This window comes from Hymenobacter crusticola (assembly GCF_002154225.1).
GTDB classification, from domain to species: Bacteria; Bacteroidota; Bacteroidia; order Cytophagales; family Hymenobacteraceae; genus Hymenobacter; species Hymenobacter crusticola.
In genome coordinates this window covers 28,620-49,058 of the sequence record NZ_MTSE01000005.1, presented here as the reverse complement: position 1 = coordinate 49,058, position 20,439 = coordinate 28,620, and the positions used below count along the sequence as shown (strand labels likewise).

Annotated in this window: 18 protein-coding genes; 8 read left to right on the top strand and 10 right to left on the bottom strand. The window is 57.3% G+C overall.

The features are described from left to right. Nucleotides 1-5 precede the first annotated feature (5 nt). Nucleotides 6-395 (top strand): DUF6150 family protein, encoded by a 390-nt coding sequence (locus tag BXP70_RS11575; protein WP_245849608.1) that lies wholly within the window; start codon nucleotides 6-8, stop codon nucleotides 393-395. A gap of 251 nt (nucleotides 396-646) precedes the next feature. Further along, nucleotides 647-1,477 (top strand): 50S ribosomal protein L11 methyltransferase, encoded by an 831-nt coding sequence (gene prmA / locus BXP70_RS11570; protein ID WP_086594242.1) that lies wholly within the window; start codon nucleotides 647-649, stop codon nucleotides 1,475-1,477. A gap of 120 nt (nucleotides 1,478-1,597) precedes the next feature. Here the strand turns inward: prmA and BXP70_RS11565 are convergent, their stop codons facing one another. Continuing rightward, complete coding sequence (locus tag BXP70_RS11565; protein WP_218779778.1) at nucleotides 1,598-2,704, bottom strand: glycoside hydrolase family 43 protein; 1,107 nt, start codon at nucleotides 2,702-2,704, stop codon at nucleotides 1,598-1,600. 501 nt (nucleotides 2,705-3,205) lie between these two features. Here BXP70_RS11565 and BXP70_RS11560 point away from each other — a divergent pair. Continuing rightward, complete coding sequence (locus BXP70_RS11560; protein WP_086594240.1) at nucleotides 3,206-4,816, top strand: hypothetical protein; 1,611 nt, start codon at nucleotides 3,206-3,208, stop codon at nucleotides 4,814-4,816. 16 nt (nucleotides 4,817-4,832) lie between these two features. On the opposite strand, the gene BXP70_RS11555 is transcribed toward BXP70_RS11560, so the two are convergent. Then, a complete protein-coding gene (locus tag BXP70_RS11555) occupies nucleotides 4,833-5,504 on the bottom strand; it encodes a DUF1990 domain-containing protein (RefSeq protein WP_086594239.1) in 672 nt (223 codons plus the stop codon). Then, complete coding sequence (locus BXP70_RS11550; RefSeq protein WP_086594238.1) at nucleotides 5,476-6,036, bottom strand: DUF1990 family protein; 561 nt, start codon at nucleotides 6,034-6,036, stop codon at nucleotides 5,476-5,478. The genes BXP70_RS11555 and BXP70_RS11550 overlap by 29 nt, the downstream gene beginning before the upstream one ends. Before the next feature lie 141 nt (nucleotides 6,037-6,177). On the opposite strand from BXP70_RS11550, the gene nfi reads away from it, so the two are divergent. The 3 genes from nfi to BXP70_RS11535 all read left to right on the top strand — a co-directional run bounded on the left by nfi (nucleotide 6,178) and on the right by BXP70_RS11535 (nucleotide 10,194). Next, nucleotides 6,178-6,861: a deoxyribonuclease V gene (gene nfi / locus BXP70_RS11545; protein WP_086594237.1), complete on the top strand. Its 684-nt coding sequence runs from the start codon at nucleotides 6,178-6,180 to the stop codon at nucleotides 6,859-6,861. Between the two features lie 366 nt (nucleotides 6,862-7,227). After that, the gene (locus BXP70_RS11540) at nucleotides 7,228-8,616 is read left to right on the top strand and encodes an FG-GAP-like repeat-containing protein (RefSeq protein WP_179197667.1); all 1,389 of its coding nucleotides are present in this window, start codon (nucleotides 7,228-7,230) and stop codon (nucleotides 8,614-8,616) included. A gap of 549 nt (nucleotides 8,617-9,165) precedes the next feature. Beyond that, nucleotides 9,166-10,194, top strand: coding sequence for a T9SS type A sorting domain-containing protein (locus BXP70_RS11535; protein WP_143436467.1), 1,029 nt, complete (start codon nucleotides 9,166-9,168; stop codon nucleotides 10,192-10,194). A 43-nt stretch (nucleotides 10,195-10,237) separates the two neighbouring features. On the opposite strand, the gene BXP70_RS11530 is transcribed toward BXP70_RS11535, so the two are convergent. Next, nucleotides 10,238-11,173, bottom strand: coding sequence for a glutamate--tRNA ligase family protein (locus tag BXP70_RS11530; protein WP_086594234.1), 936 nt, complete (start codon nucleotides 11,171-11,173; stop codon nucleotides 10,238-10,240). A gap of 89 nt (nucleotides 11,174-11,262) precedes the next feature. On the opposite strand from BXP70_RS11530, the gene BXP70_RS11525 reads away from it, so the two are divergent. After that, nucleotides 11,263-12,327 carry an MBL fold metallo-hydrolase gene (locus BXP70_RS11525; RefSeq protein ID WP_086594233.1) on the top strand — a complete coding sequence of 355 codons (1,065 nt, stop codon included), beginning with the start codon at nucleotides 11,263-11,265 and terminating at the stop codon, nucleotides 12,325-12,327. Between the two features lie 19 nt (nucleotides 12,328-12,346). Here the strand turns inward: BXP70_RS11525 and BXP70_RS11520 are convergent, their stop codons facing one another. Continuing rightward, entirely contained in the window at nucleotides 12,347-13,072 is a 726-nt protein-coding gene (locus BXP70_RS11520) for a DUF72 domain-containing protein (protein WP_086594232.1), read from the bottom strand. Between the two features lie 183 nt (nucleotides 13,073-13,255). Here BXP70_RS11520 and BXP70_RS11515 point away from each other — a divergent pair, with 183 nt between their 5' ends. Further along, nucleotides 13,256-13,534 carry a YMGG-like glycine zipper-containing protein gene (locus BXP70_RS11515; RefSeq protein WP_086594231.1) on the top strand — a complete coding sequence of 93 codons (279 nt, stop codon included), beginning with the start codon at nucleotides 13,256-13,258 and terminating at the stop codon, nucleotides 13,532-13,534. A 206-nt stretch (nucleotides 13,535-13,740) separates the two neighbouring features. Here BXP70_RS11515 and BXP70_RS11510 read toward each other — a convergent pair whose 3' ends face one another. The 5 genes from BXP70_RS11510 to BXP70_RS11490 all read right to left on the bottom strand — a co-directional run bounded on the left by BXP70_RS11510 (nucleotide 13,741) and on the right by BXP70_RS11490 (nucleotide 20,437). Further along, nucleotides 13,741-14,790 (bottom strand): methyltransferase domain-containing protein, encoded by a 1,050-nt coding sequence (locus tag BXP70_RS11510; RefSeq protein WP_086594230.1) that lies wholly within the window; start codon nucleotides 14,788-14,790, stop codon nucleotides 13,741-13,743. 183 nt (nucleotides 14,791-14,973) lie between these two features. Next, complete coding sequence (locus BXP70_RS11505; protein WP_086594502.1) at nucleotides 14,974-15,993, bottom strand: glycoside hydrolase family 43 protein; 1,020 nt, start codon at nucleotides 15,991-15,993, stop codon at nucleotides 14,974-14,976. An 88-nt stretch (nucleotides 15,994-16,081) separates the two neighbouring features. Then, nucleotides 16,082-17,683, bottom strand: a complete 1,602-nt coding sequence (locus BXP70_RS11500) for a family 43 glycosylhydrolase (protein WP_245849607.1) — start codon at nucleotides 17,681-17,683, stop codon at nucleotides 16,082-16,084. A gap of 29 nt (nucleotides 17,684-17,712) precedes the next feature. Further along, nucleotides 17,713-18,780, bottom strand: a complete 1,068-nt coding sequence (locus tag BXP70_RS11495) for a glycoside hydrolase family 43 protein (RefSeq protein WP_086594229.1) — start codon at nucleotides 18,778-18,780, stop codon at nucleotides 17,713-17,715. A gap of 97 nt (nucleotides 18,781-18,877) precedes the next feature. Continuing rightward, nucleotides 18,878-20,437, bottom strand: a complete 1,560-nt coding sequence (locus BXP70_RS11490; protein WP_086594228.1) for a RagB/SusD family nutrient uptake outer membrane protein — start codon at nucleotides 20,435-20,437, stop codon at nucleotides 18,878-18,880. Nucleotides 20,438-20,439 lie beyond the last annotated feature (2 nt).

Below are 20,439 nucleotides of genomic sequence, written 5' to 3'. Positions count from 1 at the left end.
TGCTCATGTTCTACGCGTTTATTCTTGCAAGCTTGTTGGGCGTGGCTACTGCCCCCGCCGCTCCCGCTCCGATCAGTCCGAAGCTAGCTGCCCCGGCGCCCTTCGGAACGATTGATGCGAGCAAAATCTTCGGCTCTATTTATCTGGAAACCGATCCGCGGCGCAAAAGCTACTGCTTTGCAGTAATCTACGAGGAGCCTGAGCAGGCTTTCGCCGACGTGCTGGTATACAAGGAAGATAGCAAACTCTTCGCCGATAAAGCCGGCGTTTGGTACTTCACGCCCACCCGGGATTTTGCCGACTACGCGCTGTTCGTAACAAAAGACAGAGGCCAAGCCGACTTCTCCATCCACTACACGAAGGTGCGCTCCTACGCGGGCTTGCAGCGGCAGTGAACCTGGACCACGGATTCGGCGGATTTTTCGGATTCCACGGATTTTGTAGCCGATTCTCTTTTCGAAGTAATGCTTGCTTGAATAAGTAGCTAAATAAACACAAAGCCTGCTCACCTAGAGCAGGCTTTGTGTTTATCAAAAGGAGCTAGCTACAAAATCCGTGGAATCCGAAAAATCTGTTCGAATCCGTGGTTCGGTATACCTTTGCCGCTCCCAAATGGGCGGCTTTTTCTATTGCTAACTAATTCAACATGGACTTTGTAGAGTTGCGGGTGCAGGCGCCGCGCGAACTGGCCGATATACTGGTAGCTGAGCTAGCCGAAGTAGGCTACGATACCTTTGAAGACAACGACGAAGGCTTCTGCGCCTACATTGGCGAGGGCGACTTCAACCTAGATAACGTGGCCGAAATCATAGCGCGCTACGAAGGCATCGGCGAAATCGAGTACGACCACCGTGTAATTACGCGCCAAAACTGGAACGCTGAGTGGGAGAAGAACTTTCAGCCCCTCATTATTGCCGACCGGGTTTCGGTGCGGGCGCCGTTTCATCCCAAGCCGGAGCCCATTGAGTACGATATCGTGATAATGCCGCGCATGTCGTTTGGCACCGGTCACCACGAAACCACCGCGCTGATGATTGAAAATCAGCTCTCCATCGATCATCAAGGCAAGCGTGTGCTCGACATGGGCTGCGGCACTGGCATCCTAGCTATTATGGCGGCCCAACTCGGTGCCCGCGAAGTGCTGGCCGTGGATGTGGAGCCCTGGACGGTGGAAAACGCCGCCGACAACGCCGCCGAAAACAACTGCACCAACATCGAATGTCGCCTGGGCGGGGTGGAAGTGCTGGCCGGGGAAGCACCTTTCGATATCATTCTGGCCAACATCAACCGCAACGTATTGCTGGAAGATATGCACGCGTACGCAGCTTTGCTACCCGCTGGCCACCCCATTCTGTTCAGCGGCTTCTACCAGGAAGACCTAGCCAAGATCGAGGCAGAAGCGCAGAAACATGGCCTCGTGTTTCAGTCGCACCGCACGAAGAACAACTGGGTGTCAGCCAGCTTCCTTAAGCAGTAAGGAACCAGTAAGTAATAGCATGAAGCTCCCGCTTCGCGTGTCGTTGGACGATAAAGCTAGCCTAGTAACCTAGGTGCCAGTCGCTCAACGATACGCGAAGCGGGAGCTTCGCGCTATCGCCTAGCTTGGCATGGGCTGCGGCGTGTAGGTGGGGCCTTGGCAGCGGGGGCCTTGCGGCGTCCAGGCTAGCTTGTCGATACACAGCTGACGCTCCTTCATGTTCTTGTCCCAGGCATGATACACGAGGTACTCAGTTTTGCCGTCGGGGCCCATCACGTGCGAATGGTGACCGGGGCCACGCACGTGGCCTGCTACCGCGTGCAGCACGCGGGCGCCATTCTCCGCTCCAGCGTCGGAGTAAGGACCTAGGATCGAATCGGCCACGCAATAGTCTACGCCGTAGCGCGGGGTAAGGAAGTTGGCGCCGCTGTAGAAACAGTAGTATTTGCCGTTGTGCTTCCGCATGAAAGGGCCCTCCAAGGTATGCCACTGCGCGAAGGTCTTGTTACCGTAGAGGGGCATGGTACGGTTGGTTTCAAAAACCGTCCAAGCGTGTTTGGCACGCATCACGGTGCGGCTTTCTCCCGCGAGCTTGGTCATGTTCACGAGCCGGTCCACGGCTAGGCCAGTACCCGGATAGTAGCCGTTATCGGAGTCGATAAAGTCGCGGGCATAGAACAGGTACCATTTTCCATCAGTATCCTGAAACGGGTGGGCGTCAATGGTGAATTTGCTTTCGGGTACGTCAAGCAAACCTACTTCTTGGTAGGGGCCTTCGGGTTTGGTGCTCGTTGCCACGTACAGCCGGTGGCCAACGCTCGCCCCGATGGCCCCGCCACCCCGGGAGTAATACATATAGAAAGTGCCGTTGTGGTGCACTACCTCCGGTGCCCAGAACTCTGCGCCTTCCGCACCCTTCGGTGGGGCGAGGGCACCTCCAAGCGGCTGCCAATGCACGAGGTCTTTGGAGGAAAGCAAGGTGAAGATGCGCCCATCCTTCGTCCGCGAATTGCCCGTAGTGCCGAAGGCGTAGTAAACGCCTTGGTGTTGCAACACAAAAGGGTCGGGGAACTGACTAGCGTATACTGGATTGGTATACGTACCGCGGCCGGAGGGCAGCATTGAAGTTTCTAATTGTGGCAAAAAGGGGAGCAGACCTAGCCCCGCCGTGGCTTGCTTGATAAAGGTTCGACGAGAAGGAGGAGAAGGGGATTCGGATGAAAGCATCTAGAAAATAGCGAGTTGAAAGGGTGGAAGGCAGTAGCTGGCTCTTATCGTTGCAAGTAAGCCGGCTAAGCAAACCTCGAATAGCTTGTGTGCTCAAAGGTACTATTTATGCAATCGTTTGCACAAATGAAAGGCAACGGGCGCATTACACCTTCCGTGTGCTAATAGGGTCTTAAACGCACCCTGGCTAAGCCCAATTCACGGAAGCTTGTCTACCAACCTGAGCACCACCTAGGCACTTCTGAAAGCTAGGTCAGCTTTTGCTCGGCTGCTGTGGCTTCTTCTCTGAAGCGTGGTATTGTAATGTTTAGCTTTTAGTTGATAACGGCTATAGATGAAACGACAAACAAACGAGCAAATGGCCCTGTGCCGTCCATGCTAGTAGGCCAATGAGTAGTTTCGCAACCTGTTGCCCTTCATATCCTTTTTGACTAAGGTTGGTGCAATCCAAACAACATAGAAAGTTGATTTTTACACCTAGGCTCCTAGCGATTCCCGTTCTTGAACACAGTTGCTCCTCTTCCTCCTAAAGGCTGGATCTTCGGCTTAGTTGGCCTAATTGCGTTGGTGTTAGGCGTGCGGCTGTCGTTTGTGGGGCACGGGGCCATGGCCTTTCCCGACGAAGAGCGCTACTATCAGTCGGTAGAAGCCATAAAGAGCTTTTCGAAAGGTGATCTGCGAGCTGTAGGGGCACATCTGGTGCAAACCCAAGGCCGTCCTGGCGACGCGCTGCTGCGCCTGCTTCCTGCCGCCATGCAAGGTATATGGTACACCGTGGGCGGGCCAGGCCCGCACAATCCCACGTCATTGCTGATTCCGGTGCTGTTCACATACGGGGTATCGGTGTTGTCGCTGCTGCTATTCTACCGTTTGGCACGCATGCTACTGCCCACGCAAGTAGCGGCTCTGCTGAGCACATTGCTGTATGCTTGTCTGGTGAATAGCAACGTGTATATCCGTCATATCTTGCCTTACGAGCTAGGTCTGTGCAGCTTCTTGGGGCTACTGGTTTGGCTAGTGCGAGCGCAGCAGCAAGGCCGCATACTAACGCTAAAGCAAACCTGGGCGTTAGGAGTAGGGGCCGCCTTCACTGTGGCTATTTATCCAGGCTATTTTTTCGCTCCAATAATTCTGTTGGCAGTGATGGTAAGCCCACTCCTGAAAGAGCCTATCTCCGCATTAAGCGCTACCCATCACAAGTTTCCCAGCTTCAAAGTTGTCGTTTGTTTTTTCGGGATAGGGGCCCTAAGTATGCTAGCTATTCTTGAAGTGTTGGCGCTACTTACCGGAGTTTCGTATCTGCAAGCTTGTCAGGAGCTGTTGTCGGTTCAAGCTAGCACCATTACCCAGGGCGATTTTCAGGAAAGCTTCTCTTTCTTATTCAAGTACTTATTTGAGGTTGAAGGTGCGCTTGGAGTGCTGCTGCTCATGCTAGTAGGTTACGGGTTAGCAAGCCGTTTATACAAAATGGTGCGCAGGCGAAAGCGAGTACCAAAGGTTGAGCTATCATCTAGCAATGCTCTGTACCTAGCTGTGCTAGCTGCGTTCCTGGCATATGCTGCGTTAGGCTTCTGGGGGCACAAGCTCGTGTTTTACGGCCGGGTCCTACATTTTTTTCTGCCGTTCATAGTGCTATTCGCAGTGGCATCTGCATGCAGTTGGAAAAGTATGGCGTTGAGGGTTCGGCCGTTGGTAGCTGCCTTCCTTATTGGCGTAGCGCTCTATTCATTTGGCAGATTTGCCCTGCAATACCGGGAAGTAGTATATCCACTCGATCTTCTAGCTAGCCCAGCCCTCAGGTTGGTGCAGCAGAACACACTTTTTCGCAATCAGATGAATGCATCTGATAATGACGACTATTATATAGCTCGGCAAAACTTAGCTCATACTGAGGGTGCACAGGGGGAAGCTATCCTGCTGAATTTCAGCTTTCTCTATCCGATTGTCGGGCCAGGTTGTAACGAGGTACGTATTCCAGCCGGTTTCCATCAAGTTTTTGCCGCGCCACATTTTTTGACTATTCCAGCGTACGGCTTTGAGGGCTTCCTCCCAAAAGAACGGGCCCTGCTCCAGCAGTGTCAATACCAGTGCAAAGTTTTTGTGCGGCAATGATGACAAGAGCGTAAGCTTATGCTGTACCTGTGGCTACCTCTTTCAGCGCGGCGGCTACTTGGTCTTGCATGCGTTGCAACGACTCGCGGGCGAAGCGGCGCTGCAGCATGCGCCCAAATAGCTTGAAGCCTAGCCAGTAGAACGGATTGCGGATGCGCCCGACCTGCGAGACGGCATGAATGCGAAACGTAACTTGGCCACTCGTGAGCTGCTTGTGAATGGTAAACTCGATACGGCCACGCTCAAAGTGGCCCTCCAAGGTGCTGTAGCTATAGCCCCACACCTGTTCGGGGCCGGTGGGCGTATCGCGGGTCTCATCTGTCACTTTACCAATGCGTACCCCAAACCAAAAGGTGAAGAGCAGGAACCGCCCGCGCAAGATCATCGTGCGGTTTTCCAGGGGCGCATCGGGGGTGAATATACCCGTGATGAGGTCGGGGGGCGGAAAAGTGTAGTTGCGTAGTACTTGCTGTGCCGCTTGCCAGGCGCCGTGCGGCGCGGGTGGCCCGGGGGCCTCGGCGGGCAGCGTGGTTTCGTAGTCATCGAGGCGCCAGCCATTGGCCGCATTGTATTCGTTGATGCGGTCGAGGTCGAAATTGTAGTTGGCTTTGGCGTACGTAGCCAAGCGAGCCTGTTGCTGCTGCCACAGGGCAGGCGGCCTAGGAACGGTGGTTGTCGTCGGGCTCATGCTTCTGCGTTTCAATGGTAACCGGACCTAGGGCTTGTCCGCCACTCACGGCGGCCACTCGCTCGCAGAACAAGCGCCACGTTTGTTCCTGCACGCGCTGACCGGCACCCACGGTATCGTAGAGAAAAGCCACCAGCCCGTCGCGGGAACTCGCCCACGAGTGAATCTCGAAGTGTAGCACGCCGGGCTTATCGGGGTGGGCGCCCGTCGAAAACCGGATACGGCCCGCTTCTGGGTGTCCCTCAAGGGTGACAAACTCGAAGAAGGTTTCGCCGGCCTCCGTTACGCGCACGCCCCCATTCCACGGACCTAGGATCTTGATTTTAAACTCGTCGCCTACTTCCAGGCGATGAGCTTCGCCTTTTACTTTCTCAAATTCAGCTAGCAAATCGGGCGAAAATTCGGCGATGTTACACCGAATGGCTTCCATAAGCTGCTTGGCTGATTGGCGAGGATGGGCAATATCAATGCTATAGCGGCGCTCAAATAGGGGGCCGGCGCCAGTGCTGGCCGGCTGCTCAGGTTCGTTCATATGGTAGAGAGTAACTGAATGGCCAAGTGACGGAGAGCATATTCTTCGGTGCGGGATAAACTTATCCTTTCACGTGAAACGCTCGTTTTCCTAAATACGTGGGATCTGCCCACGCAGCTACTCAGTCACTCAGTCACTCTCATGTACCGTCCCTATCACCCGCCCGCCGACCCCCTGGTAGTGCGCGAGCTTACCCACGAGCAGGAAGCCATGCGTACCCGCGTGCGTCTGCTGGCCTTGCCCCGCGAACCCGCCTTCATCGCGGGCTGCGACTCCTCCTTTCCCACCCCCGATACCATCTTGTCGGTGTTTGTGCTGCTGCGCTTTCCTTCCCTAGAACTCGTGGAAAAGGTGTGGAGCGCAGGCCCGGTTACGGTGCCCTATGTGCCAGGCTTTCTGGCATTTCGCGAAGCTCCCAATTTGCTAGTAGCCTACGAAAAGCTCATCCAAAAGCCCGACATTATTATGGTGGATGGGCACGGGATTGCGCATCCGCGCCGCATGGGCATCGCGGCGCACCTAGGGGTGCTGCTCGACAAGCCGACTTTTGGTGTGGCCAAGCAAAAGCTTACGGGCAACTACACCGAACCAGAAATCACGCGGGGCAGCATTACACCCCTCACCGACCGGAGTGGAGAGCTGCTGGGCGAAGTAATTCGCAGCAAAGACAAAGTGAATCCGCTCTTTGTCAGTCCTGGGCATTTGTGCGACCAAGCCACGGCCACTCGCCTCACCCTGGCCTGCCTGCGCGGCTACAAGCTCCCCGAGCCCACGCGCCTCGCCGACCATTGGGCGGAGGAGTTTAAGAAGGAGCTGAAGAAGTAAGAACTTCTCCTGTGCATTGCAGTAGCACGCAACCTAGCTTTTACTTAATAAAAACATAAACCAAAGCCGACTCTGCTGAGTCGGCTTTGGTTCGTTTAGCTGCTTGCTAAATCCGGAAAAACGCGGTTTTCAGCCAAATGTGACAGAATAGATGCACAATATTGTACATCAATCCAAGACGGCAATATAGAGAGAAGGTTTATATAATAATAGGGGGATAAAATTTTACTTTGACCGTATAAGCAGGCGTTCAAGAGGTACTAACAAATTCATTTAAATCGGGCCTGATCAGCCTTTTCACGCTTCCATCGGCTCCCTCGATTGTGGGCAGTGCCTAGCATTCCGCGTGCGCTATGCGCGGGAGGCTTGCTCGTATTTTTAGGACAAGCCGGCAGTGTTAGCGCCCAGGTGTTTAGTGTCACGGGCACGACGCCACCGAGCAACCGCGTATCGGTGCCACGCACAACGAACGTGGTAGCCACCTTCAACGAGCCGCTGAACACCACCCCCGCCACGCTGCAATCCTTACGGGTATACAGCTTCTTGGCCGGCGGAAAAAAAGCCGGTACGGCAACGGTGAGCGGCAATACGCTGACGTTTGCGCCCGGTACTCCTTTCCAGCCGGGCGAAACGGTGCAAGCCGTCGTGAGTTCCGCGGCGCAGAGCAGTAGCACGGGCAACACCCTAGGCCAGGCCGAGTCCTTTGCCTTTCAGTTTACGACCGCCACAACGCCTAGCGCCGGTACCTTCGGGGGCGGCTCCGACCCCACGGTGCAGTCGATACCCAGCGATGTGGCACTCGGCGACCTCGACTTAGTGACCCTCAATTACAACGGCAACGTGGTGAGCGTGCGCCTGAATGACGGCACGGGTACCTACGGTGAGGGCAGCGACGAAACAATCACTACTCCCCAAGGCTCCGGCCTGATACGGCTTGGTGACGTTGATAACGACGGCGACCTAGATTTCGTCACGGCTAACTCCAACACGACCACGGCCAGCGTGCGCCTGAACGATGGCACCGGCACCTTCTCCGGTAGCACCGAAGTACAGGTAGCGTTTAACCCCGAATCGGTGGCTTTAGGTGACCTCGACCGCGACGGCGATTTGGATGTAGTAGTAGCAAATCCGGCCCTGAATGCAGCAAACGTGCGCCTGAATAGTGGCAGCGGCAGCTTCTCCGGTAGCCAGCAAGTGGTGGTGGGTAGCAGTCCGCACCAAGTGGTGCTGCACGACGTGGATGGTGACGGTGACCTCGACCTAGCTACGGCCAACACGGGTAACGCCAGCGCCAGCATACGCTTTAATGATGGTTCCGGTACCTTCGGCGGCAGCCAGGAAGTAAGCGTTGGGGCTAGCCCGGTCAGCCTCTCCTTATCCGACTTAGATGGCAACGGCACCCTCGACCTAGCTGCGGCCAATTATGGTGCTAACACGACCAGCGTACGCCTGAGCAGCACCGCTGCAACGGCACAGGCCGCTAAGGTGCTGGCGGCTACTTCTTCCCGCCTCAACCAGCAGCTAAGCGTGTACCCCAACCCGGCGCACGCCCGCGTGCAGCTGCAACTATCGCCTGAGCTTGCCAACCAAGCGTTGCAGGTAAGCCTGCTCAACTCGCTAGGACAAGTAGTGTCGGAGCAAAAGCTAGCACCCCAAGCGGCGGAACTGGTGTTGCCCCAACTGCCCACCGGCGTGTACAGTTTGCAGGTGCGCACCAACCAAGGCCTCATCAGCAAGCGCCTAATGATTGAGTAGCGCGTTGCGCTTTTTCTAATGCGCCTTTTCCAAAAAGAGCCGACTACAGGTTGTAGTCGGCTCTTTTTTTAGGAGCCTTCTAGCACATGAGTGCTCCGCTCGATTAATAAAAACTAAGCTCGCTGTTCTCGGTTCAGGCCGATTCGCAGCCGCAGCGTTTTCGGTTTGAGGGGCTGTTTTACAAATGACCGATCAAAAGCTGCTTAGCAGACACAACTGAATTTAGCGCCGAGCCTTGGCATTCTAACAAGCGGCCTTCCAAAACGAAAGTTACCGTCTGAAGCAGTTGCAGACAGAAGGAGTAAGCTAGCTCTGGTCTTACCAGCGTTCAAAGGTTGAAGAAACGCCAACTGCAATCCACCAACTTCACAACCTATTCAGTGGCTGTCTTTTGTGACGGCCACTGGGCGGATGGTGTCTAACGCTATAAGTATTTTCATAAAATTTGTATTTTATATAGAAAAACAAGCTTTTTATTCTGTTCGGTAATAGCTATGTATTGTGATTATCAGTATCATTACGAGCGAACCATACCAAAACCCTGTTACTATGAAAAAACTTTTTACCCCCATCCTACTCGTACTCGGTCTGGCGGCACCCTTCGCAGGGCAAGCCCAACAGCTGTATACCAATGGCAACTTTACGACGGGCGCCACGACCAAAAGCGGTGTAGCTGCTCCTGCTGGCTACACTTGGAGCGAAGTGCAAAACAACACGGGCAATACCACTGAGGCGAACACCAACTCGGGCTACACGGCTAACCAAACTAGTAGTATCACGCTGGCCGATGATTTTACGGTACCCACCGGTCAATCGTGGACAATCAATGACCTTTCCTTTTTTGGCTACCAAACCGGCGCACTCAGCACGCCTTCGCCCTTTACACAGCTATACATCCGCATCTGGCGGGGTTCGCCGGCCGTAGCTGGCTCCACAGTAGTGTTTGGCGATCTAACGACCAACCGCTTGGCTGGCTCTACGGATGCGCGCTCCTATCGCATCTTTAACACCCTGTATCCGACCCCTAGCGCGCCCACTACCACGCGTAAAATCTGGAAAGTACGCGCTACTGTGTCGCCAGCACTAACGCTACCGGCGGGTACTTATTGGGTCGAATGGGCGTCAAACGTGACGGGAGGTGCCGCGCACTTCTACGTGCCCGTTACTGTTGCCGGGGTGCGGCAAACGCCGGGCGCTAATGCGCTGCAGTTCATTTCGGGCGCCTGGACGCCTACCATTGACACTGGCAACCCCGATTCGGCTCCCGATGTAACGGTTGACTTCCCCTTCATCATCAACGACGGAACCATTCTGGCCAACGGCCTCAAGAAAAACGCGGTGGAGCTGAAGGTTGGGCCCGTACCGACTAGCGGCACCGTAAACGCCGAGTTTGAAACCTTGCGCAGCACTGCTACGCTGGAGCTCAGCGACATGCAAGGTCGCCAGGTGTGGAAGGGCAGCGCAAAATCGGGCAGTAGCTCGGCCACCGTGCCCATGGACAACCTAGCTTCTGGCATCTACATGTTCACCATGACGTCGGCGCAGGGCAGCTCGCGGGCTCGCCTCGTGAAAGAGTAGCCTTCCTCTTCGCTGATATATGTAGTTAGCGCGCCAGCAGTTTCTACGGAGCTGCTGGCGCGCTTTTTTGTAGCCAGCTCTGTTGCAAAGCTCCCAGCGAACTGCTGGCCTCCAGAGGCAAGCCTAGCAACTGCGCAACGGCCTGGTACACAACCTGCGGACCCGCGGCCTGGGCGAGCACGCCGCGCTCCAGGGGCTGTTGCTGCGATTTGGACAGCTTTTGCCCATCGGGGCCGGGGAGCAGCGCATGGTGCAGAAACTGAATACGCGTGGCGTTGAAGGCAGCCGTAGCGGGCAGGTGCTGAGCTAACCATAGTTGGGCGGCAGTGCTGGGCAATAAGTCGGCCCCGCGCACGATGAGCGTGGTGCCGAGCCGCAGGTCATCAACCACCGAACCAATCTGGTAGGCAGGGGCACCATCTTTTTTGCGGATTACAAAGTCGCCCAGCGCCTGGCCTAGCGCTACCATAACCTGCCCTTGCCACCCATCGGTGAAAGAGACTACTGCTTCGTCGGGTACGTGCACGCGCCACGCTGCGCCAGGCGTATCGAGCGATAGGCCGCGGTGGCGACACGTGCCGGGGTAGCGGCCATCGGGGGCCAGGGCCAGAACATCGGTGCGGGAGCAGGTGCAGGCGTATACCAAGCCCGGCTGGTGCCGAAGCTGTTCGAGCAAGTTCTGGTAGGAAGCTAGGTAGTGCCGTTGTGAGTAGTGCTGCTCAAAGTCCGCGGGGTCGCGCGGACCGGTATCGTAGTCTAGCCCCAGCCAGTCGAGCGTGTGGAAGATGTTGGCTAGGTACGCCGGCCGGAGTCGGGCACGATCAAGGTCGTCGATGCGCAGGTGCAAGGTACCGCCCGTCCGGCGCACGAGCAGCCAGGTCAGCACGAAGTTGACGGCGTTGCCTAGGTGAAGGTAGCCGCTGGGAGTAGGGGCGAAGCGCCCCCGAGTAGGTGCAACAAAAGCAGGACGAAACAGCATCGCCGCGCAAGATACGGTAGCAATATTTCCAATGTAGCCGTAAAGAGACGCGTCGACTCCGGTCCGCCACTAACCTAACCTGCATCCGTATGCCCGCACCTCGTCGTCGTTATTTGCTTTGGATTGTGCTAGTCATCGTGGGGCTTGCCGCCGGAGCCTTCGGGCTAGGTTGCGCGCTGTCGGCACCGCATTACCAGGGGCCCGCTTCGGACCATTTTGGTGGCAAGAAGTTTAAAAATGCGGGCGACGTGCACGGGCAGGAAGGCCTAGGGCCAGTGCTGCGGTGGTACCTGCACCGCGACAAAGGGTACTTCCCCGACCAGCCTAACCTGCCCTACGGACCGAAGCCGCCCGCCCGCGTGGGCAGGGGCGAGCTGCGTGTGACGTTCGTCAACCACGGCACGTTTCTGCTACAGTTCGACAGCCTGAACATTCTCACCGACCCGATCTGGAGCGAGCGAACCAGCCCCTACGAATGGATTGGGCCGAAGCGCCTGCGCCCGCCGGGGCTGCGGTTTGAGGATCTGCCCAAAATTGATGTGGTAGTCATCAGTCACAACCACTACGACCACCTCGACGTGCCCACGCTGCGCCGCCTCGCGGCCCGCGACCAACCGCGCATTTTTGCGGGCCTAGGGGTAAGTGCGCTGCTGAAGCAGGAGAAAATTCCGAACGCCACCGACCTCGACTGGAACCAAGCCGTGCCACTGAGCCCCTTGGTGAGGCTCACGTGCACGCCGGCGCAGCACTTTAGCGGCCGGGGCCTGGGCGACCGTGACGCTACGCTTTGGGTAAGCTACCTTTTCCAGACAACGCGCGGCAGCTTGTATTACGCCGGTGATACGGGCTACGGGCCCCACTTCAAAGCCATTGGGCAGCAGTTTGCGCCTATTCGCTTGGCCATCTTGCCCATCGGAGCGTACCGGCCGCGGTGGTTTATGCAGCCCATTCACATGGACCCGGCCGAGGCTGTACAAGCCGCCCTCGACCTAGGTGCTACCCGCAGCATCGCCACGCACTTCGGTACCTTTCAGCTCGCCGATGATGGCCTGACCGAGCCCGTCACGGATTTGCGCAAAGCCTTGCGCAGCAAGAATCTGCCTGATAGCGTGTTTATGGCGCTCAAGGAAGGGGTGGGCTGGCAGGCTAGGTAGTGCGCGTTGCGGCGCGTGCCTACGACATCAACTCCTGGAGCTGCTGCGCATTCAGAATGGCCGAGGCGTCGATATCGTTGTTGAAATAGATGTATACTTCCTGTACCTGCTCGGGCGCTTGAATCTGCTGGGCAAGGGCGCGCAACTCCTCCACGGCGTAGGGCGACTTGTACAACTCGGGCACGCCATGCAGGCGGTAGTAGAGCACGTCGGTGTTGGCTACCACGTCGCGGGGCAGATCTGGGTGGCTCATGCCGCAGAAGCTGATGCCGTGCTGGGCTAGCTCTTCGTAAATAGTAGGCTGCCACCAGCTTGCGTGGCGCGGTTCTAGCACGTTACGGAATGCCGGGTCGAGGCTGCCAATGATGCGTTGGAGCCGCTCGGGGGTATAAGCCATTTTGGGAGGCAACTGAAACAGCACAGCCCCTAGCTTTTCCTGCAAGCCAAGTTGAATGGTCTGGTAGAAATCGGCGAGCAGCTGCGCCGATTCGTGAAACTGCTTGTAGTGCGTAATCAACCTAGGTGCCTTCACCGAAAAGCGAAACGTATCCGGGCTCTGCGCGTGCCAGTTCTGCAAGAAAGATACCTGCGGAAAGCGGTAAAATGTAACGTTCAGCTCCAGCGTGTTGAAGTGCTGGCTATAGAACTCAAACCAACGACGCTGAGGCAAGCCTGGCGGATAAAAGCGCTCTTTCCAGTGCCGATAATGATAGCCGGAACACCCAATAAACCAAGCCTGCGTCATACGTCTAAAAAGGCATTTCGTGAAGCCGCTTATACGGCTAAACCCCGCAGAGTGGTGGTCCGCAACGGTTCAGCTAAAAATTTCGATAATGTAACGTAACCAAGAGAAATTGGACTGCGTTAAATTCCTCATAAGCTCCACCTATTACTCTTCAGTGAGTAGCAATATTCAACTTCAGACGTCATGAAAGTTTTCAAAGTATTCGTCATCATGCTGCTAGCCTTCTTCACGCTCGGCAGCGAATTCACTCAGGCTCAGACAGCTCCAAAGAAAGGATGGAGCAAGAAAGCAAAAGGCGCTGCCATTGGTGGTGGTGCTGGTGCCGTAACGGGTGCCGTCATTGGCGGTGGTAAAGGTGCCGTTATTGGTGCCGCTGCTGGTGCCGTCGGCGGCGGATTAATTGGCCGCAACAAAGACAAGAAAAAAGACCCCGTACGTTATAAGAACTACGCTAAGAAGTAAGCTAGCGGCTGATAGAAAAAGCAAGAGCCTGCGGTGTGCACCGCAGGCTCTTGCTTTTTCTATCAGCCGCCGGTCCGACGCCCTAGGCGTCCGACCGATTGTCGGCTGCATTCAACGGGTGACGCTTGCACGAGCTCAGTGCATCGTTGTAGTAGATCGTTTTAACATCAACCGGTCGGATGTCTAGGGCGTCGGACCGGCAGGGGTTAGCAGCCGCAGGAGCTAGCTGCTTCAGTCGAGGATGACGTGCTAGCGGTTGGTGAGCTGCAGTCAAACAAGCCGAAGTGCCGCTCCTTGCTGCCATCTACGCGGAAGTACTGGCCGTAGCGCGTGTAGGTGAGCATGTCGGCGGTGTTGCCACACACGAGCACCGGGCGGCCAGTTTCAAAGTAATGATGGTCGTCGAGGCGAAAACCGTGGGGCTCATCCGGGGCAGCACCTAAGTAAGTAGCTACTTGGCCGTAGTCCTCGCACTGGTCTTCCAGGTCGAGCTTGAAGGCGCGCACCGTCATGGAGTAGAACTTAATGTTGCCGACTTTTCGCTCAATCTCTTCGTTGTTGATGGTAAGCTGGCGCTGCTCCGTGAGGCGGTAGTCGCGAATACCTAGGTCGCGCAACAGGCGCCGAAAATCCTCGATGTACAGCGCCCCGCTCAGGCATTCGCCGTACAGTACGGGGTCGTGGCGCAGTGCCTCGGGCACCCGGCGGTCGGCAAATACATCAGAAATGTATAGCTCGCCGCCGGGCTTCAGCACCCGAAAAATCTCGCGGTAGGTAGCGGCTTTGTCCGTGCTAAGATTAAGCACGCAGTTGCTCACTACCACGTCCACGCTGTTGTCGGCAATAGCGGCGCTGGCTAGGTTTTCGATGTAGCCTTTGCGGAACTCCACGTTCGGGCGAGCGTAGCCGAAGCGCTCCGTGTGCGTCTGCACGTGGCGCCGCGCCACCGCCAGTTGCTCGTCGGTCATGTCGACCCCGATAACGTGGCCCTGCTCGCCCACTAAGCTAGAGAGCAGGTACGCGTCGCGCCCGCTGCCCGAGCCTAGGTCGAGCACCGTGCAGCCCTGCACTGCCGCGGGCACGCACACGCCGCAACCGTAATATTTCTCCAGTACTTCGGCTTCGAGCGTGGCCAGTATTTTCTTATGCGCCGCTGGTACATCGGTGGTGCAGCAAGCGTTGGTTTTCAGATCTTGGCTGGAAGCTAGCTGCGTGCCGTAGTAGTCCTGCACTTGCTCCTGAATCTGTTGTTCCATAATCAATCCTCCGTTCGGCTAGTTGTTAGGATATAACTGCATTGGGCGCTTTTAGTCTCACAATGGCGACAAAAAAGTCATTCCGAGCAGGGCGAGAAATCGGAGGTTGCCGTGAGAACAGCTCCCCTAACTTGCTCGCGCTGCTCGGAATGACAGGCTACCAGCGACTTTCAGGCACTGTTCTTATTCGCCCGACGGGCTAGGGATGGGCTGCTTGGTCGAGAGCGGGGCCCCGAAATGCGGCGTGCCATCGGGGTTCCAGGTGAAGGCCTGAGCGCGCAGGCTGCGGGCTGCGCACTCGCCGGTAGCCGCATTTTTGGCGTGGTACACAATCCAGTCCTGCCGGCCGTCGGGGGAAGTGGTGAAGCTGTTGTGGCCGGGGCCGTACACGCTGTTCTCCACCGATTTGTGGAAGACCGGCTCGGGCGACTTCGTCCAGGAGCTAGCTTGCAGCAAGTTGGCGTTGCCCTTCGCCGTGAGCATACCCAGGGAATAATTGTCGTCCCAGCAGGCACTGGCCGAGTACACGATAAAAACCTGCCCTTTTTTGCCGCGCAAAAATTCAGGTCCTTCCAGAATCTGCCGGCCGCCGCCCTTTTCCCACGCAAACGTTGGGGTGGCAATGATAACCTCTTGGTCTGCTTTCACGGTCCAGGGATTTTGCAGCGGCGCTAGGCACAGCACGCTCTGTGGTCCCACGTAAGCCGAATACAGAAAATACAGCTGGCCACGGTCCTCAAATACCGACCCATCCAAGCCTGAGTATTTAGTGTTGACCTTGCCCCGGTCGATCCAGGTGCCAGTAGTAGGGTCGGGGGCGCTATTTTCCAGCACAAACACCGCGCGTGTCGCGTCGCTGGGGTGCTGGGCGTCGGTGGCGGTGTAGTAGAGATACCATTTGCCGGCTAAGTGGTGCAGCTCGGGTGCCCAAATGTCGCGGGCGTTAGGGCCGGTGGCGGGCGGCGTCCACACGGTAACGGGCTCCGCTGCGGCTAGTTGGCTTAGCGCCTTCGTCTTGCGAATGGCGAGCCGGTTGCCCATCGTATTCAGGTAATAATAGTAGCCGCCCTGACGAATCACCCACGGATCAGGACCATTGGCAAGCAGCGGATTCGTGAAGGTTTTCGCCGGCGATTGTGCCTGGCTGCCATAGCTAAGCAAGCAGAAGCCAACCAAAAACACCCGATAGAAGAAGCGAGGCATAGACAAGGAATAGATGGGAGAGAAACCAACAAGAATACCAGCGGAGCCTTTCAGCAAATGGCGAACGGCTTGCTTACTGCTGCCTGCTTTAGCGCGTAAGGCTAGCTATCTGAAACCCTTCGAAGCCCACCGTAGCCGTGGAAGGGCCCTGGGCCAACACGCCCACCCGCACGCCCCGGTCCCAGGGTGGCAGGAAAGAGCCATCCACCGCGGCGCCGTCGGCGGGCAGGTTTTGCCAGGTTTTGCCGTCCGTGCTCCAGCTGAAGCGGTACTGGTTGCCGCTGCGTGCCTGCAACTGCAAGTGCAGCGCTTTGCCCGCTGGCAAGGCTACTTCACCTAGCATTTGAGGCTTTCCTCCTTTCATCTGACGAAGGCGCAACTTGCCCTCACCTGCCACTAGCGCCAACGTGTTGTTGGGGTCGCCGAGGGCAGCTAGGCCGGCTACGGTGCTAGCCGGCAGCGCCGTGGGGTCGAGGGTAGTGGTGGCGGTATAATCGGCCACGGCTAGGCTTTGGCCGAGCGCCGCGCCGCTGTGGTCGGTGCGGGCAGTGAGCAGCAGCTTGCCGCCGCGCAGCGCAAATTGGGGTTTCTCCTCCACCGGCCACTGCCAGGTTGGGGCGAGCGTGGAGCCGTTGAACTCATCCGAGAAGTCGCGCCGGCTGGTGTTAGCGGCAAGGGCTGTCGGTACGCTGTGGTTGTCCAGGAACTCAGGCCAGCCATCGGCGTTCCACCGAAACTCGCTGAGCACGCCTTGGCGGCCTACGTTCTCAAACCCATTGGTGTTGTAGGCGTGGTGCAGCATAAACCACCGGTTGCCGCGGCTAATGGCCGTGCCGTGACCGGGGCAGGTCCACACGTCGTTCTTAACCAGAATGGGGTTCTGCGCATACTTTTCCCAAGGACCTAGCAAGCTGCGCGACCGGGCCACGCCGGTAGCGTAGGTACAGCCCCGGCCGCAGCAGCCGTTCGCCGCGTAAAAAGCGTAGAAGTAGCCCTCGTGCCGCACCATGCTCACGCCTTCCACTAGGTTGCCTTCCCAGGGAGCAGTGTTGCGGAATAGCTCGGTTTTTTCGCCCGTCAGGGCTGTGTGCGCATCATTGATGCGTTGGGCCCAAATAGGAGTGGGCTTGTTTGCACTGTTGCCGTCTTCTTTCCAAATTAGGTACGCCACTCCGTTTTCATCCCGCATCGGAAAGGCATCAATGGAGCCGTCGGGCTGGCCAACCAGCGGACCTAGGTCCTGGTAGGGCCCGGCGGGATTGTCGGCGCGCGCCACGCCCACGCTCAGCGGCCCGCCTTTGCGGTGTGCGGTGTAGTACACGTACACCTTGCCGCCATCCTCGCTGATTTCGGGCGCCCAGAAGTAGTAGTCAGCCCACGCGGGCGGCCCATCCGGGAAAACGTGCCCTACCAATTGCCAATTGGTAAGGTCTTTCGACTTGAGCAACGGGAAGATAGCGCCCCAGTTGGAGGTAGTCGCCGTGGCCCAGTACGTATCCCCGATTTTCGTAACCGACGGGTCAGGGTAGTCGCCAGCCAGCACGGGGTTGGTGATGGGCGCTTCCGCGCTAGCCGTCGGCGTGGTAGCCGTGTCGGTGGTGCCAGTGGCGGCGTGTTGCTGGCAGCTAGGTAGCAGCAAAGCTCCTACTAGCAGGGAGGAAAGCGTGTGTTTGAGGTTAGAAAGCAGCACAGTTGCAGGGAGAAAGGTGGAAAGACAACTTATTCGCCACTGGGGCGCGGCAAGGCTGTATTGATGGCAGCGGGCACCCCGAAGTTCGGGGTGCCATCGGTATTCCAGGTAAATTTCTGAATGCGCGGGTTACGCACGTCGCCACAGCCCTGGCCAGCGCTGTTGTTGGCGTGGTAGATGATCCAGTCTTCGGCGCCGTCCTTCGACTTGAAAAAGGCGTTGTGGCCTGGTCCGTAGGCACCATTGCTCTTTACAAATACGGGCGTTGCCGTTTTGGTCCAGGCCGTTGGGGTCAGTGGGTCAGCAGTGGCCGTGGCGGTCAGCAGACCGAGAGCGTAGTCGTCGGTGCCGCAAAAGCTTGCCGAATACACCACGTAGGTTTTGTCGCCGTGCTTCAGGATTTCGGGGCCTTCATTCACGCCGAAGCCGTTCTTTTCCCAGGAGTACTGGGGGCGCGACAACTCTACCCGGGGACCAATAAGTGTCCAGGGGTTGCTCATCTCTGAGATATACAGGCGTTGCTCGCCGCCGCTGCCCGCCGGCCACCCCGACCACAAGAAGTAGCGCTTGCCGTTCTGTTCCAGCACCGTCCCGTCGATGGCCCAGTAGTCCTCCGTGGGGTTATAGACGCGGCCTTTCTCCGTCCAGGTGCCCGTGGTGGGGTCAGTGGCGGGGTTTTCCAGTACCCAGGTGCGCTGCCCAGCATCGGCGCCCGGCCCGGCCGTAAAGTACACGTACCACTTACCATCGAGGAAGTGTAGCTCCGGCGCCCAGATGTTGCGGGAGTTGCCCCCGTTGCTGGGCGGCGTCCAGATAACGGTGCTCACCGCCGATCCTAGCTCCGATACTTTTGCCGTTTTGCGAATCACCAGGTTGTTGCCGGTGGTTTGCATGTAGTAGTAGAAACCATCTTTCTGGTACACCCATGGGTCGGGGCCAGAAGGAAGTAGCGGGTTGGTATAAGTAGCTGCGGTAGGAGGGGCGGGCGTAGGCGGCGCGGGCGCCGGCGTACTGCTCCCACCAGAGTCTTTACAAGCACCAGCCGTAAGCAGCAAGGCCACGGCCAACAGGCGCCAGGAAGAGGGAAAGATTGCCATCGAGAAGAAGTAAGAGGTGAAAACCTAGCTTTTAACAAAACAGCCGCCCCGGTACGAGGCCGGAGCGGCTGTTAGCAACAGGCAACCGCCAAGAGGCTTACCAGCCTGGGTTTTGCTGAAGCCTAGCTAGGTCAATGTCGCGTTGTAGGATAGGCAACAAGCGCGACTTGCCTACCACGAAGTTGCTGAAGTCGACATCGCGGGCCTTCAGTTGATCCACATCAGCTTGGTTGTTGAGCATACCCCAACGCTGCAAGTCAAACCAGCGTAAGCCTTCGCCCGTGAGCTCCGTTATTCGCTCGTGCATGATTTGCCGCTTCAAGCTCGCTTGGTTGAAGTTGCCGGCTACCAGTGGCGCCAGGCCTGCACGAGTACGCACGCGGTTGATGAGCGGAATAGCAGTAGCCGTTTGGCCTTGCTCATTCAATGCTTCGGCTTGCAACAGCAGCACATCGGCGAAGCGCATTACCCGGTGGTTGATGGGCGAGTCGAAGTTCTCGAAGTTGCGGTAGTAGTCGGTTTGGTACTTGCGCCAGTACACGCGCACGCGGTTAGTGGCACTGCTCTTATAGCGGGTCAGGAAGCCAACGCCGTAGACCAGCGTATCAGCATCTGTTGGCAGCGAAGTGGCAAACTGCGTGCGGTTATAGAACACCGTAGCGGCCAGGCGCGGGTCGCGGGTACCAGCAGCGGTGCCTTCCTGCAAGAACTCGTTTACCACCCACGGGCGTACTTCGCCGTCTACGAAGCCGCCGGCGTTGGGCGCCCCCCAGAACTGCGAGCGTTGGCCGCCCTCCGAAGAGGTGGCGTCGTCTTGGTCGTTACCACCTAGCTTGGCATCCGAAAACTGTACCTCGAAGATAGACTCGGAGTTGTTCTCGCTGGTGTGGCGGAAGTTGTCCGTGTAAGCGGCCGTAAGGCTGTAGCGGTTCGAGCCGATTACTTCCTGAAACTGAGCCGAAGCAAGAGCCCACTGTTTGGTTTGCATGTATGCTTTGCCTAGCAGCGTCGTAGCGGCGCCACTCGTAGCACGGCCCACATCGTTGCCGGTGTAGCTAGCAGGCAGGTCGGCCTTGGCGGCTTGCAGGTCGGCAATGATCTGCTCCCACACCTGGGGCTCCAAAGATTGGGGCGGCAGAATGGTAGGATCAGAGGGCGTGAGCAGAATCGGCACGTTGCCGTAGAGCGACACCAGGTTGAAGTAATACAGCGCACGCAGGAACTTAGCTTCCGCTATTACCCGCTTGCGTAGCGTCTCGTCGATGTTCGTGGCCGAGATATTCGGCACGTTGGTAATCACCTGGTTGGTGCGCCAAATAGCGCGGTAGTTGTCGCGCCACAGGTTATCCGATACCTCGAAGTTGTAGTTGGTCAGCACAAACTTGGTGAAGCTAGCTAGCTCCCCCCAGGGGCTGTTGCTGAAGCCATCGTCGGAGCGCAAGTCGTAGGCAAAGTTGAGCCAGCGGCGGTAAGTGCCGAGCTGCTGGAGGCCGCTGTAGGCCGCATTTACGCCTTTTACGGCGTCGTTGCTGTTGGCCCAAAACGATTCGGTGGTGGGCTGGTTCGGGTTCGGCTGGTTTAGCAGATCCTTTTCGCAGGCCGTCGTGAGTAGCAGGCCGCCGAGCAGCGCCGCCAGTGAAAGTTTATATCGTTTCATGA

Excerpts from the sequence above, each read along its gene's own strand:
- BXP70_RS11575 (WP_245849608.1), top strand. The coding sequence starts at position 6 with ATGTTCTACGCGTTTATTCTTGCAAGCTTGTTGGGCGTGGCTACTGCC.
- prmA (WP_086594242.1), top strand. The coding sequence starts at position 647 with ATGGACTTTGTAGAGTTGCGGGTGCAGGCGCCGCGCGAACTGGCCGAT.
- BXP70_RS11565 (WP_218779778.1), bottom strand. The coding sequence starts at position 2,704 with ATGCTTTCATCCGAATCCCCTTCTCCTCCTTCTCGTCGAACCTTTATC.
- BXP70_RS11555 (WP_086594239.1), bottom strand. The coding sequence starts at position 5,504 with ATGAGCCCGACGACAACCACCGTTCCTAGGCCGCCTGCCCTGTGGCAG.
- BXP70_RS11550 (WP_086594238.1), bottom strand. The coding sequence starts at position 6,036 with ATGAACGAACCTGAGCAGCCGGCCAGCACTGGCGCCGGCCCCCTATTT.
- nfi (WP_086594237.1), top strand. The coding sequence starts at position 6,178 with ATGTACCGTCCCTATCACCCGCCCGCCGACCCCCTGGTAGTGCGCGAG.
- BXP70_RS11535 (WP_143436467.1), top strand. The coding sequence starts at position 9,166 with ATGAAAAAACTTTTTACCCCCATCCTACTCGTACTCGGTCTGGCGGCA.
- BXP70_RS11530 (WP_086594234.1), bottom strand. The coding sequence starts at position 11,173 with ATGCTGTTTCGTCCTGCTTTTGTTGCACCTACTCGGGGGCGCTTCGCC.
- BXP70_RS11525 (WP_086594233.1), top strand. The coding sequence starts at position 11,263 with ATGCCCGCACCTCGTCGTCGTTATTTGCTTTGGATTGTGCTAGTCATC.
- BXP70_RS11520 (WP_086594232.1), bottom strand. The coding sequence starts at position 13,072 with ATGACGCAGGCTTGGTTTATTGGGTGTTCCGGCTATCATTATCGGCAC.
- BXP70_RS11515 (WP_086594231.1), top strand. The coding sequence starts at position 13,256 with ATGAAAGTTTTCAAAGTATTCGTCATCATGCTGCTAGCCTTCTTCACG.
- BXP70_RS11510 (WP_086594230.1), bottom strand. The coding sequence starts at position 14,790 with ATGGAACAACAGATTCAGGAGCAAGTGCAGGACTACTACGGCACGCAG.
- BXP70_RS11505 (WP_086594502.1), bottom strand. The coding sequence starts at position 15,993 with ATGCCTCGCTTCTTCTATCGGGTGTTTTTGGTTGGCTTCTGCTTGCTT.
- BXP70_RS11495 (WP_086594229.1), bottom strand. The coding sequence starts at position 18,780 with ATGGCAATCTTTCCCTCTTCCTGGCGCCTGTTGGCCGTGGCCTTGCTG.
- BXP70_RS11490 (WP_086594228.1), bottom strand. The coding sequence starts at position 20,437 with ATGAAACGATATAAACTTTCACTGGCGGCGCTGCTCGGCGGCCTGCTA.